10 protein-coding genes and 1 riboswitch are annotated in these 15,476 nt (G+C 69.9%); of the genes, 6 read left to right on the top strand and 4 right to left on the bottom strand.

Annotation, left to right across the window (positions count from 1 at the left end; genetic code table 11):
• Positions 1–26: 26 nt before the first annotated feature.
• The 3 genes from AB5J53_RS07025 (at position 27) to AB5J53_RS07015 (ending at position 7,724) form a co-directional block, all read left to right on the top strand.
• Positions 27–3,401, top strand: coding sequence for a pyruvate carboxylase (locus AB5J53_RS07025; protein ID WP_369244745.1), 3,375 nt, complete (start codon positions 27–29; stop codon positions 3,399–3,401).
• 127 nt (positions 3,402–3,528) lie between these two features.
• Positions 3,529–6,249, top strand: coding sequence for a glucosidase (locus tag AB5J53_RS07020; RefSeq protein ID WP_369244744.1), 2,721 nt, complete (start codon positions 3,529–3,531; stop codon positions 6,247–6,249).
• Positions 6,246–7,724, top strand: coding sequence for an alpha-amylase family glycosyl hydrolase (locus AB5J53_RS07015; protein WP_369244743.1), 1,479 nt, complete (start codon positions 6,246–6,248; stop codon positions 7,722–7,724). Before AB5J53_RS07020 ends, AB5J53_RS07015 begins: the two co-directional genes overlap by 4 nt.
• A 72-nt stretch (positions 7,725–7,796) precedes the next feature.
• Here AB5J53_RS07015 and AB5J53_RS07010 read toward each other — a convergent pair whose 3' ends face one another.
• The 3 genes from AB5J53_RS07010 to AB5J53_RS07000 all read right to left on the bottom strand — a co-directional run bounded on the left by AB5J53_RS07010 (position 7,797) and on the right by AB5J53_RS07000 (position 10,931).
• Positions 7,797–8,243, bottom strand: a complete 447-nt coding sequence (locus tag AB5J53_RS07010; RefSeq protein ID WP_369252100.1) for a luciferase family protein — start codon at positions 8,241–8,243, stop codon at positions 7,797–7,799.
• 143 nt (positions 8,244–8,386) lie between these two features.
• Positions 8,387–9,634: a C40 family peptidase gene (locus AB5J53_RS07005; protein ID WP_369244742.1), complete on the bottom strand. Its 1,248-nt coding sequence runs from the start codon at positions 9,632–9,634 to the stop codon at positions 8,387–8,389.
• Between the two features lie 8 nt (positions 9,635–9,642).
• Positions 9,643–9,816: riboswitch (cyclic di-AMP (ydaO/yuaA leader) on the bottom strand.
• Between the two features lie 296 nt (positions 9,817–10,112).
• On the bottom strand, positions 10,113–10,931 hold the full coding sequence (locus tag AB5J53_RS07000; protein WP_369244741.1) for a DUF2182 domain-containing protein: 819 nt from the start codon (positions 10,929–10,931) through the stop codon (positions 10,113–10,115).
• 281 nt (positions 10,932–11,212) lie between these two features.
• Between AB5J53_RS07000 and AB5J53_RS06995 the strand changes: the two genes are divergently transcribed.
• The 3 genes from AB5J53_RS06995 (at position 11,213) to AB5J53_RS06985 (ending at position 14,522) form a co-directional block, all read left to right on the top strand.
• Positions 11,213–12,577 (top strand): FAD-dependent oxidoreductase, encoded by a 1,365-nt coding sequence (locus AB5J53_RS06995; protein WP_369244740.1) that lies wholly within the window; start codon positions 11,213–11,215, stop codon positions 12,575–12,577.
• A gap of 204 nt (positions 12,578–12,781) precedes the next feature.
• Positions 12,782–13,747 (top strand): aldo/keto reductase, encoded by a 966-nt coding sequence (locus tag AB5J53_RS06990; protein WP_369252098.1) that lies wholly within the window; start codon positions 12,782–12,784, stop codon positions 13,745–13,747.
• A gap of 145 nt (positions 13,748–13,892) precedes the next feature.
• Entirely contained in the window at positions 13,893–14,522 is a 630-nt protein-coding gene (locus AB5J53_RS06985; protein ID WP_369244739.1) for a dihydrofolate reductase family protein, read from the top strand.
• Positions 14,523–14,585: 63 nt separating this feature from the next.
• Here the strand turns inward: AB5J53_RS06985 and AB5J53_RS06980 are convergent, their stop codons facing one another.
• Positions 14,586–15,245 (bottom strand): TetR/AcrR family transcriptional regulator, encoded by a 660-nt coding sequence (locus AB5J53_RS06980; RefSeq protein ID WP_369244738.1) that lies wholly within the window; start codon positions 15,243–15,245, stop codon positions 14,586–14,588.
• Positions 15,246–15,476: the final 231 nt, after the last annotated feature.

Below are 15,476 nucleotides of genomic sequence, written 5' to 3'. Positions count from 1 at the left end.
TCACCGGCAGGCTGAAGGGATTGTGCATGTTCCGCAAGGTGCTGGTCGCCAACCGTGGTGAGATCGCGATTCGCGCTTTCCGCGCAGGCTATGAGCTGGGCGCGCGAACCGTCGCCGTCTTCCCGCACGAGGACCGCAATTCGCTGCACCGGCTGAAGGCCGACGAGGCTTATGAGATCGGTCAGCCGGGGCATCCGGTGCGGGCCTACCTCTCCGTCGAGGAGATCGTCCGTGCGGCGCGCCGGGCCGGCGCGGACGCGGTGTACCCGGGCTACGGGTTCCTGTCCGAGAACCCCGACCTGGCGCGCGCGTGCGAGGAGGCGGGCATCACGTTCGTCGGGCCGAGCGCCGAAACCCTTGAGCTGACCGGGAACAAGGCGCGCGCGGTGGCCGCCGCGCGCGCTGCCGGGGTACCGGTGCTCGGCTCCTCGGCGCCCTCCACCGACGTGGACGAACTGGTCCGTGCCGCTGAGGACATCGGCTTTCCCGTGTTCGTCAAGGCGGTCGCCGGCGGAGGAGGGCGCGGTATGCGCCGCGTCGAGGACCCCGCCCTGCTGCGCGAGTCCATCGAGGCGGCGGCCCGCGAGGCCGCGTCGGCGTTCGGCGACCCGACCGTCTTCCTGGAGAAGGCCGTCATCGAACCCCGGCACATCGAGGTGCAGATCCTCGCCGACGGGCACGGGCAGGTCATCCACCTCTTCGAGCGTGACTGTTCGGTGCAGCGCCGCCATCAGAAGGTGATCGAGCTGGCGCCCGCGCCGAACCTGGACCCGGCGCTGCGCGAGCGGATGTGTGCCGATGCCGTGAGGTTCGCCCGGGAGATCGGCTATCGCAACGCGGGCACCGTGGAGTTCCTCGTCGACCGCGACGGGAACCACGTCTTCATCGAGATGAACCCGCGCATCCAGGTCGAGCACACGGTGACCGAGGAGGTCACCGACGTCGACCTCGTGCAGGCACAGCTGCGGATCGCAGCCGGCGAGACGCTGGCCGACCTGGGCCTCGCGCAGGAGACCGTCACCGTGCGGGGCGCCGCACTGCAATGCCGGATCACCACCGAGGACCCGGCCAACGGCTTCCGCCCGGACACCGGCAGGATCAGCGCCTACCGCTCGCCCGGCGGGTCGGGCATCCGGCTGGACGGCGGCACCACCCACGCCGGTACGGAGATCAGCGCGCACTTCGACTCGATGCTGGTCAAACTCACCTGCCGGGGCCGGGACTTCAAGACCGCGATCGGCCGCGCCCGACGCGCGGTGGCCGAGTTCCGCATCCGGGGCGTGGCCACCAACATCCCCTTCCTGCAAGCCGTGTTGGACGACCCGGACTTCCAGGCCGGACAGGTCACCACGTCGTTCATCGAGGAGCGGCCGCACCTGCTCACCGCACGGCACTCCGCCGACCGCGGCACGAAGCTGCTCACCTACCTCGCCGACGTGACGGTGAACAAGCCCCACGGCGAGCGCCCCGACCTGATCGATCCGACCACCAAACTGCCGCCCCTGCCCAGCACCGAACCGCCCGCCGGCTCCCGGCAGCGGCTCGCCGAGCTCGGCCCGGGTGGTTTCGCCCGATGGCTGCGCGAGTCCCCGACCATCGGCGTCACCGACACCACGTTCCGGGACGCCCACCAGTCGCTGCTCGCCACCCGGGTCCGCACCAAGGACATGCTCGCCGTCGCCCCCGTGGTGGCGCGGACCCTGCCGCACCTGCTGTCCCTGGAGTGCTGGGGCGGTGCCACGTACGACGTCGCGCTGCGCTTTCTCGCGGAGGACCCCTGGGAGCGGCTGGCCGCACTTCGCGAAGCCGTACCCAACATCTGCCTGCAGATGCTGCTGCGCGGCCGCAACACCGTGGGCTACACGCCCTACCCGACCGAGGTGACCGACGCCTTCGTACAGGAGGCGGCGGTCACCGGCATCGACATCTTCCGTATCTTCGACGCCCTCAACGACGTCGAGCAGATGCGGCCCGCCATCGACGCCGTGCGGCGCACCGGAACGGCGATCGCCGAGGTCGCGCTCTGCTACACCGCCGACCTGTCCGACCCGTCCGAGCGGCTGTACACCCTGGACTACTACCTCCGGCTGGCCGAACAGATCGTGGCCGCCGGCGCCCACGTGCTGGCCGTCAAGGACATGGCGGGGCTGCTCAGGGCCCCGGCCGCCGCGACCCTCGTATCGGCCCTGCGCCGTGAGTTCGACCTGCCGGTGCACGTCCACACCCATGACACCGCGGGAGGCCAGCTCGCCACCTACCTCGCGGCGATCCAGGCCGGCGCGGACGCGGTGGACGGCGCGGTGGCGTCCATGGCGGGCACCACGTCGCAGCCGTCGCTGTCGGCGATCGTGGCGGCGACCGACTACTCCGAGCGGCCGACCGGCCTTGACCTGAAGGCGGTCGGGGACCTGGAGCCGTACTGGGAGAGCGTCCGCAGGATCTACGCGCCGTTCGAGGCGGGCCTGGCCTCGCCGACCGGACGGGTCTACCACCACGAAATCCCCGGCGGGCAGCTCTCCAACCTGCGCACCCAGGCCATCGCGCTCGGCCTCGGCGACCGCTTCGAGGAGATCGAGGCGATGTACGCCGCCGCCGACCGGATCCTCGGGCGTCTGGTGAAGGTCACCCCGTCGTCCAAGGTGGTCGGCGACCTGGCCCTGCACCTGGTCGGCGCCGGAGTGACGCCGGAGGACTTCGAGGCGACGCCGGACAAGTTCGACATCCCCGACTCCGTCATCGGCTTCCTGCGCGGCGAGTTGGGCAGTCCGCCCGGCGGGTGGCCGGAGCCGTTCCGCACCAAGGCGCTGGCCGGTCGCGCCGACCCCAAGCCCATGCGGGAGCTGGCCTCGGACGACCGTACGGGGCTGGCGAAGGAGCGGCGGGCGACGCTCAACCGCCTGCTGTTCCCCGGGCCGACGCGCGACTTCGAAACACACCGTCAGACCTTCGGCGACACCAGCGTGCTGGACAGCAAGGACTTCTTCTACGGGCTGCGCCCCGCCAAGGAGTACGCCGTCGACCTCGAACCCGGCGTACGGCTCCTCATCGAACTGCAGGCCATCGGCGAGGCCGACGAGCGCGGCATGCGCACCGTGATGTCCACCCTGAACGGCCAACTGCGGCCGATCCAGGTACGCGACACCGCGGCGGCCTCCGACGTTCCGCCGACCGAGAAGGCCGACCGGGCCAACCCCGGCCACGTGGCCGCGCCGTTCGCCGGAGTGGTGACGCTCGCGGTGGCCGAGGGCGACGAGGTGGCGGAAGGCGGTGTGGTGGCCACCATCGAGGCGATGAAGATGGAGGCCGCGATCACCGCCCCGAAGGCCGGAAAGGTGTCCCGGCTCGCGATCAACAGGATCCAGCAGGTGGAGGGCGGCGATCTCCTGGTCGAGATCGCCTGAGCCGTGGTGCGCGCCGGTCGTCGAACAGCCGAGCCTGCGGCTCGACCTGATCGGCGCACAGCCATTGCCGTCGAGTCCGAGACGCCCGAGTCTGGGGGAATGTGCCGGATCGTGAGGAGGGCGGGCGATGGGGACGAGCGGTGACACACCGGACGCCGAGCGCCGGCGGCTGGCCGAGGCCGACGATGCCGGGGTGCCCTGGCGTCGCTGGGGTCCCTATCTGAGCGAGCGTCAGTGGGGCACCGTCCGGGAGGACTACAGCCCGGACGGTGAGGCGTGGTCCTACTTCACCCATGACCAGGCCCGCTCCCGCGCCTACCGCTGGGGCGAGGACGGCATCGCCGGCGTCAGCGACGACAAGCAGCGCCTCTGCTTGGGGCTGGCGTTGTGGAACGGCCGCGATCCGATCCTCAAGGAGCGGATGTTCGGCCTCACCAACGCCGAGGGCAATCACGGCGAGGACGTCAAGGAGTACTACTTCCACCTCGACAGCACGCCCACGCACTCGTACATGAAGTACCTCTACAAATACCCGCAGACGGAATTCCCGTACGACGACCTCACCGCGACCAATCGGGCGCGGGGCCGCCGCGACTTCGAGTACGAACTCCTCGACACCGGCGTCTTCGACGAGGACCGCTACTTCGACGTGTTTGTCGAGTACGCCAAGGCGGGACCCGAGGACCTGCTGATCGAGATCACCGCGCACAACCGGGGCCCCGACGAGGCGACCCTGCACCTGCTGCCCACCCTGTGGTTCCGGCACACCTGGTCCTGGGCCGGCGGCACCGCCGTACCGAGCATCCGGCAGGAACCCGGCGGCCCGCTCCGCGCCGACCACGAGGAGCTGGGCCCTCGGTGGCTGTACCGCGACACGGACGCACGGACCTTGTTCACCGAGAACGACACGAACAACGAGCGGATCTTCAACAGCCCGAACGCTTCCCCGTACGTCAAGGACGGCATCCACCGATACGTCGTCCACGGGGAGACCGGAGCCGTCAACCCCGAACGGACCGGAACCAAGGCGGCCGTTCACCATGTGCTGGCCGTCCCCGGCGGGCAGAGCGCCACCGTGCGCCTGCGCCTCAGCGACACCGAACTGGCCGACTGGAGTGCGGACTTCGACACCGTCATGATCCAACGCCGCGCCGAGGCCGACGAGTTCTACGACGGTATGACCCCGGCCGGCATGGGCGGGGACGAACGGCGGCTGGTCCGGCAGGCGTTGGCAGGGATGCTGTGGAGCAAGCAGTACTACTACCTCGACGTCGAGCGCTGGCTGTCCGAGCACGGAGTCGACCCGCTCGGCTCCGACCCCCGGGTGCGCAACAGCAACTGGTACCACATGGTCAACGACGAGATCATGTCGATGCCGGACACCTGGGAGTACCCGTGGTTCGCCGCCTGGGACCTCGCCTTCCACACCGTCGCCCTGTCCATGGTCGATCTCGCCTTCGCCAAGGGGCAGTTGGACCTGCTGCTGCGCCGCCTGTACCTGCATCCCAACGGGCAGATCCCGGCGTACGAGTGGAACTTCGGCGACGTCAATCCACCGGTGCACGCCTGGGCCACCCTCTTCCTCTACGAGCTGGAGAAGCACCGCACCGGCCACGGCGACCGCGCCTTCCTGGAGAACGCCTTCCACCAGCTGATGAAGAACTTCAGCTGGTGGCTCAACCGCAAGGACCCCGACGGCAACAACGTCTTCCAGGGCGGCTTCCTCGGCCTCGACAACATCGGCGTCTTCGACCGCAGTGCCCCGCTGCCCACCGGCGGCCACCTCGACCAGGCGGACGGCACGGCGTGGATGGCGCTGTACTGCCAGAACCTCCTGGAAATCGCCATAGAGCTGGCCGTCGACAACCCGGTCTACATCGAGCAGGCGCAGTCCCTGTTCGAGCACTTCGCGTGGATCGCCGTGGCCATGAACCGCATCGGCGCGGACAACGCGAGCCTGTGGGACGAGGAGGACGGCTTCTTCTACGACGTGCTGCGACTGCCTGACGGCACGGCGACCCGGCTCAAGGTGCGCTCGCTCGTGGGACTCATCCCGCTCGCCGCCACCAGCGTGGTCGGCGGCTGGGCGGATCAGCGCTTCCCCGAACTGGTCGCGGGAGCAAGGGAGTTCGTCGAGCGCCACCCGGCCGTCGAGGCCACCGTCTCCTCTCACGAGGCGCTGGGCCCGAACGCCGAAGGACGGTATCTGTTCGCCCTGTTCGGCGAGGACCGGCTGCGGCGGATCCTGTCCCTGATGCTCGACGAGTCCGAATTCCTCGGCCCGCACGGCATCCGCTCGCTCTCCCGCCACCACGCCGAGCACCCGTACACCTTCGAAGTGCACGGTGAGACATACGGTGTCGGCTATCTGCCCGCCGAGTCCGACTCCGGGATGTTCGGCGGCAACTCCAACTGGCGCGGGCCGGTCTGGTTCCCGGTCAACCTGCTGCTCATCCGCGCCCTGCTCAACCTGCACGCCTTCCACGGCGACGACTTCACCGTCGAGTGCCCGACCGGATCGGGCCGGCAGCTCAATCTGTACGAGGTCGCCCGCGAGATCTCCGACCGGCTCACCGCCACCTTCCTGCGCGACGGCGACGGACACCGGCCGGTGCACGGCGCCCAGGCCAAGTTCGCCAAGGACCCGCACTGGAAGGACCTGATCCTCTTCTACGAGTACTTCCACGGCGACAACGGCGCCGGTCTCGGCGCCTCCCATCAGACGGGCTGGACCGGACTGGCCGCGGTGACCGCGACGCTGTTCCACACGCTCGGCGCCGAGGACTGGTCCGCCCGCGGCCGCGAGAGCCTGCGCCCGACGGGTGACCGAGAGGAGCCGCTGTCATGACCGCGTGGCCCGACCAGCCGGTGATCTACGAGATCAATACCCTGATCTGGCTGCGGGAGTTGAGCAGCCGCTACGGCCACCCGGTCACCCTGGGCGAAGTGCCCGCGGCCGCCTGGGACGAGGTCGTCCTGCCCGGCGTCGACGCGGTCTGGCTGATGGGCGTCTGGGAGCGCAGCCCGGCCGGGCTGGAGATCGCGCTGCGCGACGAGTCGCTCCAAGCCTCGTTCCGCGCGGCACTGACCGACCTCCGCACGGAGGACGTGGCCGGATCGCCGTACTGCGTCCGGAACTACGTCGTCGACGAGGGGCTCGGCGGGCCGGAGGGGCTGGCCGCCGCCCGCGCCGAACTGGCCGCCCGCGGCGTCCGGTTGATCCTCGACTACGTCCCCAACCACGTGGCCCCGGACCACTCATGGCTCACCGAACGCCCGGGCTGCCTCGTCCAAGGAACCCTGGACGACCTGGCCCGGAACCCCGACGCGTTCCTGGAAGCAGGCGGGCAGGTCTTCGCCCGCGGCCGCGACCCCTACTTCCCGCCCTGGCCGGACGTCGTCCAGTTGAACGCCTTCAGCGACGAGCTCCGTACGGCGGCCGTCGACACCCTGGCCGCGATCGGCGGCCAGGCCGACGGCGTCCGCTGCGACATGGCCATGCTGCTCATGACCGACGTGTTCGCGAAGACCTGGGGCGACCGCGCGGGCGCCGCACCGGCCGAGGACTTCTGGCCGTACGTCATCCCCAGGGTCCGCGAGAGCCACCCCGACCTCCTCTTCGTCGCCGAGGCCTACTGGGACCTCGAATGGGCGCTCCAGCAGCAGGGGTTCGACCACTGCTACGACAAGCGGCTCTACGACCGGCTGCTGCACGAGGGCGCCGACTCGGTGCGTCCGCATCTGCTGGCCGACCTCGGCCACCAGCGCGGGCTCGTCCGCTTCCTGGAGAACCACGACGAACCGCGGGCCGCCGCCGCCATGTCGCCCGAGCGGGAGCGGGCGGCGGCCGTCACCGTCGCGACGCTGCCCGGCGCGACGCTGTGGCACGAGGGCCAGTTCGAGGGCCGACGGGTCAGGCCGCCGGTCTTCCTCTCCCGCCGCCCGGAGGAGCCCGTCGACAAGGAACTGCTCGCCTTCCACCACCGGCTGCTGGCCTCGGTCGCCTCGTCCGGCATGCGCAAGGGAGGGGAGTGGCGGCTGCTCGACTGCACGGGCTGGCCGGACAATCCGTCCCACGACAACCTGGTCGCCTGGTGCTGGACCACCGGATCCGCCCGCCACCTCGTGGTCGTCAACCTCTCCGACCAGCCCGCCCAGGGCCGGATCCGCCTGCCGTGGACCGACCTCCGCGGCCGCCCGTGCCACCTCACCGAGCTGCTCACCGAGCAGACGTACGAGCGGGAGGGCGACGAGCTGGTCGACCCCGGCCTGTACGTCGACCTGGAGGGCCGGCACTGGCACGTTGTCGCCGTGCGCGCGTGACCGGCAGGGCTCGGCAGGTCCGTCGGCCGGGGGAGTGGGGGCCGTGGCAGGTCCGTAGGCCCGTGATCGCGTTCAGCGCCCGTGCGGGATGAACCGCCCGACCGCCTTCCACGCGGCCGGAACCCGCCGGTGACGGACGGCCGCGGAGGCCCCCGCGCGCGGCGAGGGGAATGCCTGAGGCTGCCAGTCGCAGAGCGTCGAGGGGCCCTCGGGAGGTTCGTCTCCTCCGGCCCGGTCGTGCTCCTTGAGAGCGACACTGATCAGCGTGAGCAGAAGCGCCACATCGGCGTCGCAGTCCAGCAGCACGGTGATCCACGAGGATCCGGGGTGCACCCGCACAGCGGTGCTGTGCTGCAGGTGGGGGAGAAGCCGATGGACGGCCGCATGCGTGAGATGCAGATCCGCGGCGTCGTCGGAGTGGAAGTGCACGATGTCGTGCCCCATCGTCCCGAAGGCGCGTCCAGCGGCGCATCGGGGTGAGCCACTTATCAGGTTCGGCCATGACTCCAGTTGGGTCATGGCGCGATCGGCCACGGTCATGCGCACCATGGTCGCGCACTATTCACTCTGCCAACTACCCCCCTTCACCGTCCGCTTGGTCAATGGGCCGTTCTGCGCCCCTCATGATCCCGGGGCGGCCCTGTGCACCACGCCGCAGGGCTTCACGCGGGCCGTGCCGCGCTGTGGATCGCCGACGCTCCGGCGTAGAAGATCGACTCCTCGCGCACGTATGCCCCCGGGCTCGGCGCGTGGATCATCATGCCGTCGCCGATGTAGAGGCCGACGTGGCTGACGTCGCCGTAGAAGAAGATCAGGTCGCCCGGTCGGATGTCGGCGAGGGGGATGGCCGTACCGACGCTCGCCTGGTCGCGCGCGGTGCGCGGGAGCGCGACCCCGGCGGTTCTCCAGGCGGCCTGGGTGAGGCCCGAGCAGTCGTACGAGCCCGGTCCGGACGCGCCCCAGACGCACGGCCTGCCGATCTGTCCACGGGCAAAGGCGAGTACGTTCGCGGCCTTGCTGCCGTACCCGGAGTCCGACGCGCTGTCCGCGCCGATGGGCACGTCCGCGGCGATGGACGTGGCTGTGCCGAGAGTGACCGATTGCTGTTGCTGCCACTCCTCTTCGGGCCGGCGAGGAGCCGGTTCCCCGTAGCTATGCCAGGTGTCTTCTGCCGGCCGGGATTCGATCGCCGGGAAGGGCGCGCTCAGCTGCGCGGTGTGCTGGGAGAGCAGCCCTCGGGCCACCGCGAGCTTCTGCTGGATCTGCTCCTTGAAAGTCTTCAAGGAGGCCGAGGGCTGTCGCGGTTGCGCTGCCGGTGCGGGCACGGCCTTGGCGACTTCCCGCCGTGTCCGCGGCGCGGCCGGCAGCGCCGCGACGGCCCTGGAGGTCAACTCCGCCACCGGCCCGGCAGTCACTCCTGCGACAGGCCCGGCGGTCAACTCCGGGACGGGTCGTGCGGCCGACTCCCGCCCACGGTCGGCGAGTTCGTCAGCCGGACGTGTGGGCCGCGCCTGGGCCGGGCGGTTCGGCGTTCTGTCGGCCGGCAGCCTCGCCGGGACGGTCGGACCGAGCCGTGTCCGCGCCACGTCGAACCACTGTCTGGCCACGTCGTCGAGGGCGGTGTCGGTGGGCCTGCTCCCGCTGTCGAGTGCCGGGTTGACGCGCCTGCGCGTCCCCGTGGACATCGCGCGGGTCGCGTTGTAGTTCCCGGTGGCGGTCTCGGCCTGGTCGTAGAGGGAGCTGATCCGCTGCCGGACCTCTTCGCGGCTCGGCCCGTCCGTTGCGGGCGGCGTGGCGTCGGGAGTCCGGGAGAACGCGTCCGCGGAGCTGAGGGCCGCCGTCGTGGGGGCGGAGTCGCGCATGCCGGGGAGGCCGATGCCTCCAGGGCGCGGGGTTCGTTCCGGCGCCATGGGAGACGCACTCCTTCCGTGTTCCGCCTACCGAGTTAGCTGTCGGGTTCGGGCGGACGGTTCCGGAAGGTATGCCCTACGGCCCTTGCCCTGCTGGGCGGTTGGGCCGATTCACCCCAAGTTCGGTTGGGTCCCCGGCTCCGGCTGCCACGGGGGCGCACCGGATTCGGCGGAGGCCGCGCGACCCGGCGAGGTTCGCCGGAGGGAGTCTTGCGGTCTGCCGTCAACCTAGCCAATTTGTGTGCCTCGTGTGAAGGTTGAAGTGCGAAGTGTCCGATATGTATTTGTGACCTTCGTCGTACTGGCCGCCCGGCTCACATCGTTGGCATGGACCGGCGGCGAAAAGCTGGACCGCGACCCCGGCCGTACCCGCTGACCTGGTCCGCCTGCTGCGAGCCCGCCGACTGGCCCAGGAGGTCAACGGCGCATGACAGCTCATCTCGGCTGCGACCGCCGACTCACCGCATGAGGTGAGCAGTCAGGTCATCGGCTGCATCGACGGACCGGGATGTTGCAGTCCTGGCAGTAGCCAGCTCTGGAACGGAGCCAGTGCGGCCAGGACCAGGAACACGACGCCGACCACGGTGCTGAACACCGGTCCGAGCCGCCACAACTTCTCGATGAAGATCACGGTCGCAAGTCCTGCCATCGCCGCGATGTTCATGGTGCCCAGCGGGATGAGGACGATCATGAGCCCCCAGCAGCAGCCCACGCAGTAGAGCCCATGGTGGGCCCCGACGCGCAGGTCGCGTGCCCCAGGCCGGTAGTCGGCATGGCGTACGAGCTGGTCCACGGGGCTTCGGCAGTGGCGCAGACAGATGTTCTTCAGCGGACTGAACTGGTGGAGTCCGGCGAGCAGGAAGGCTCCGGCGCCGATCCAGCGCCCGGCTTCGGGCCGGCCGTCGACGAGGTCGCCGGTCGCGATGAGGCTCCCGTATACGCAGAGACCGAACACCGCCCACGCGATGAGGTATCCGCCCGCGAACTGGGTGATCCGGGCCGCGCGGGCCGTACCGGACGACTGACGGCCGATGGCCCGGGCCCAGGTGATGGCCACCGGTGCCAGGGACGGGAACATCATGGCGATCATCATGATCACCCAGAGGAGCAGGAACAGCGGCAGGTCGAGGCCCATCGTTCCCGGCTCCATCTCCATACCGTCGGCCTGCTCCACCACGACGAGCCACGCGAGGAGGGCCGGCAGCAGCATGAGGGACCAGGCGACGGTCATCGTCCGGGCGGGGAGTAGGTTGCCCGGCCGCATGGGCGCGGAGAGGGATGCCCGGTCACGGAACACGATTCCAGGTCATCACAGAAGGAGGCCGATCGCGCGTCAGCGGCTCTGCCAGGAGGAACCTGGCCCACCTGCGAGAACGGGGGGAATGGAGGCTCGCCCACCGCTGAGGCACGCCGTCCGTCGGCCCGGGCGAGGCGTCTGCGCGGGAACGCCGTGCCGTCGAAGCCGACTCATAAGGTGGCCTTATGAGGTCATAGGTCCAGCCCGACTACTGACTTAGGTTTGCCTTAGCTTAGGCTTCCCGGCGAGTACGCCTGTCACCGCTCGAAGGGAACCAGAACATGCCTCGCCCCCTGCGGGTAGCCATTGTCGGAGCCGGCCCCGCCGGGATCTACGCCGCCGACGCGTTGCTGAAATCCGCGGCGGCTGTCGAGCCAGGCGTGTCGATCGACCTCTTCGAGAGGATGCCGGCTCCGTTCGGCCTGATCCGCTACGGCGTCGCCCCCGACCACCCCCGCATCAAGGGCATCGTCACGGCCCTGCACCAGGTGCTCGACAAGCCCCAGATCCGCCTCTTCGGCAATGTCGACTACCCGGGGGACATCAACCTGGACGATCTGCGCGCCTTCTACGACGCGGTGATCTTCTCCACAGGTGCGACGGCCGACCGGGCACTCGACATACCCGGCATCGACCTCGACGGCTCGTACGGGGCGGCCGACTTCGTCTCCTGGTACGACGGTCACCCGGACGTGCCCCGGACCTGGCCGCTCGAGGCGGAGAAGGTCGCCGTCCTCGGCGTCGGCAATGTCGCGCTCGACGTGGCGCGCATCCTCGCCAAGACCGCGGACGAACTGCTGTCGACCGAGATCCCGCCGAACGTCCACGACGGCCTGAAGGCCAACAAGGCCCTGGAGGTCCATGTCTTCGGCCGCCGAGGCCCGGCGCAGGCGAAGTTCAGCCCGATGGAGCTGCGGGAGCTCGACCACTCCCCGAACATCGAGGTCATCGTCGACCCCGAGGACATCGACTACGACGACGGCTCGATCGCGACCCGGCGGGGCAACAAGCAGGCCGACATGGTCGCCAAGACCCTGGAGAACTGGGCCATCCGCGATGTCGGCGACCGCCCGCACAAGCTGTTCCTGCACTTCTTCGAGTCGCCGTCCGAGATCCTCGGCGAGGACGGCAAGGTCGTCGGCCTGCGCACCGAGCGCACCGCCCTCGACGGCACGGGCAACGTCAAGGGCACCGGTGAGTTCAAGGACTGGGACGTCACCGCGGTCTACCGCGCCGTGGGTTACCTGTCCGACGAACTGCCCAAGCTGCCCTGGGACGTCGAGTCGGGCACCGTCCCCGACCAGGGTGGCCGGGTGATCGAGGAGAACGGCGAGCACCTGCAGTCGACGTACGTCACCGGCTGGATCCGGCGCGGCCCCGTGGGCCTCATCGGCCACACCAAGGGCGATGCCAACGAGACGGTCGCCAGTCTGCTGGACGACCACGCGAACGGCCGTCTGCACACCCCCGCTTCGCCCGCCCCCGAGGCCGTGGACGCGTTCCTCGGCGAGCGCAACGTCCGTTTCACCACGTGGGAGGGCTGGCACCGGCTGGACGCCGCGGAGAAGGCCCTTGGCGAGCCGCAGGGCCGCGAGCGCGTGAAGATCGTCGAGCGCGAGGACATGCTCGACGCCAGCGGCGCGTAGGCCTGACAGTTCCTCCCGAGAGGGAGGGGTGGATCAATGGCTGAGGGGGGCTGTCAGCCATTGATCCACCTGCGGATGAACTCGGCGGGCACTCGAAAACCCACCTGACCCCGACCGCCCAACTCGCCTATGGTCAACATGATTTCCGGCGGACGCCTCGGCTCCAGTGGCCGGGACGCGGGCGTGACGAAGCGGAGGGTGAGGGTGCGCTACCGAGAGCTGGGACGCAGTGGGGTGTCGGTGTCCGAGATCGGTTACGGGGCGTGGGGGATCGGTGAATCCGCCTGGGTCGGCGCCTCGGAGGACGAATCCGTACGTGCCCTGCACCGCGCCATCGATCGTGGCGTGAACTTCATCGACACCGCACGCGGCTACGGCGAAAGTGAGCGGATCGTCGGCCGGGTCGTGCGTGAGAGGGCCGGCAACGAGGTGCTCGTCGCGACCAAAGTGCCGCCGAAGAACCGTAGGTGGCCGGCGCCCGACGGGCTGGACCCGGCCGAGGCGTTTCCCGGCGAGCACATCCGCGACAGCCTGGACACCAGTCTGCGCGCCGGCGGCCTCGACCACTTCGACGTCCTGCAGTTCCACGTCTGGAGCGACGACTGGGTCGGCCGGGGCGACTGGCTGGAGACGATCGCGCAGCTGAAGCAGGAGGGGAAGATCCGGCTCTTCGGTGTGTCCATCAACGATCACCAGCCGGACAACGCCCTCGCACTCGTCCGCAGCGGCGCCGTCGACTGTGTGCAGGTCATCTACAACGTCTTCGACCAGGCCCCGGCGGACGCGCTGCTGCCCGCCTGTGTGGAGAACGGCGTCGGTGTCATCGTGCGGGTGGCGCTGGACGAGGGGGGCCTCACCGGACGGATCACCGCCGGTACGACGTTCCCGGAGGGCGACTTCCGCAACCGTTACTTCCGCGGTGACCGCCCGGCACAGGTCGAGCGGCGGGTGGCCGCTATCGTCGCCGACCTCGGCATCGCCCACGACGAGATCGCCGAGACCGCGCTGCGGTTCGTCCTGAGTTCGCCGGCGGTCTCCACCGTCATCCCCGGCATGCGCACCGTTGGCAACGTGGAGCGCAACACGGCCCTGAGTGACGGACGGCCGCTCACCGCCGACCAGCTCGCCGTGCTGGCCAAGCACCGGTGGCAGCGCAACTTCTACTCCTGATCCCAAGGAGCCGCCGATCCGTGGGAGCCGCGGCCTGGCCCGGTCAGGTGGGATCTCGAGATTTCCGGGAGAAGCTGTCGATCCAGGTGCGTCCTGTTCGACGCATGGGTGAGAGCGGGAAACGACGAACCCCAGGAGCCCGGCCATGCCCAAGCTGCGCGTACACAACCTCACGATCTCGCTGGACGGCTTCGCCGCCGGCCCCCATCAGCGTCTGGAGCACCCCCTCGGCGAGGGCTTCGAGGGCATGCACGAGTGGATGTTCGCCGCGATGCGGGACCGCGCCGACGGCAAGAGCGGGATCGACGTCGAATTCGTCGAGCGGAGCGAGGAGAACATCGGCGCCACGATCATGGGCCGCAATATGTTCGGGCCGCAGCGCGGGCCGTGGCAGGACGAGTCGTGGAAGGGCTGGTGGGGCGACAACCCGCCGTACCACAACGACGTGTTCGTGCACACGCACCACCCGCGGCCGTCGCTGCCGATGGAGGGCGGGACCACGTTCCACTTCACCGACGAGCCCATCGAGACGGTGCTGCGGCGGGCGTTCGAGGCGGCGGCGGGCAAGGACGTGCGCATCGGCGGAGGGCCGGCCACCGTCCAGCAGTATCTGCGCGCCGGGCTGATCGACGAGCTGCACCTGGCCATCGTCCCGGAACTCCTCGGCAGCGGTGAGCGCCTGTTGGACAACCTGGGGGACGGGATCGACGGCTACCGGGTCGCCGAGCTGGTCGGCTCGCCCGCCGTCGCGCACGCCCGGCTGGTGCGTCGCTGAGGCTTCCCTCGACTCGCTGAGGCTTCCTCGAGGTCGCGGAGGCCTTCCTCGAAAGGGGCCGGCTCAGCCTTCTCGGGCGGCACTCTTGTGCGGACGGCCAGACGCGGGCGCGCCCCCCTCGCCCGACCGCTGTGCCTCCGTCCCGCCCGACGCGGGGGCCCCCGCGCGCAGTCCGTCCATCACGATGTCCAGAAGCCGTGCGGCGCGCGGCTGCCAGTCGGCGTGCGGGTCGAGCTGCCAGAGCCCGGCGATGGCGAGCATGAAGTCGTCCAGGGTCACTCCCGGGCGGATGGTGCCGGCCTCCTCGTTCGCCTCGAGGAGGAGCGTGACGGCCGAGCGCACCGAGCCGTGTCCCAGTTGGGTCAGGGTGCCGCGCGTCACGGTGGGCGAGCGCAATGCGTCGGCCAGGCCGGCCTTGGCCATGCCGTACTGGGCGAGCCGGTCCATCCACTCCCGTAGCGCCCGGTCCGGTGTGCGGGTCTTGAGCAGCTGGGCCGCGGTGTCCGCGACCTGCTGCACCTCGTGGCGGTAGACCTCCAGGACGAGGGCCTCGCGGTTGGGGAAGTTGCGGTAGAACGTGCCCTGCCCGACGCCCGCCTTCTTCGCGATCGCGCTGAGCGGGGCGTCCGCCGAGTTCGTCAGCTCCACCAGGGCTACTTCGAGGATGCGCTCGCGATTCCGCTGCGCGTCCGAGCGCAGCGGCGCGTCCTTCTCCGAGTCCACTCGTCCTCCTTCCTGAATCACGGCCAGGCCGCTCTTGCTAAGCGGACAGCTGTCCGTTAGGTTCATTGGTAGCGGACAGTTGTCCGTTTAGAGCTCACTCTAGTGGCTGTCCCGCTCCGTGTGCATGGCCGGAACCGATCGCCGACCGGCATTCTCGCGCACCGGGCAGGTTTTGAAGCCGCGACGAACTTCCCTTCGACTTCGACTTCGACGCGCACCGCGCCGCGAAAG

The sequence above is a fragment of the Streptomyces sp. R41 genome (assembly GCF_041053055.1).
In the GTDB taxonomy this organism is placed as follows: Bacteria; Actinomycetota; Actinomycetes; order Streptomycetales; family Streptomycetaceae; genus Streptomyces.
Note: the sequence above shows the minus strand (reverse complement) of the source record. Positions and strands in the feature narration are given on the sequence as shown.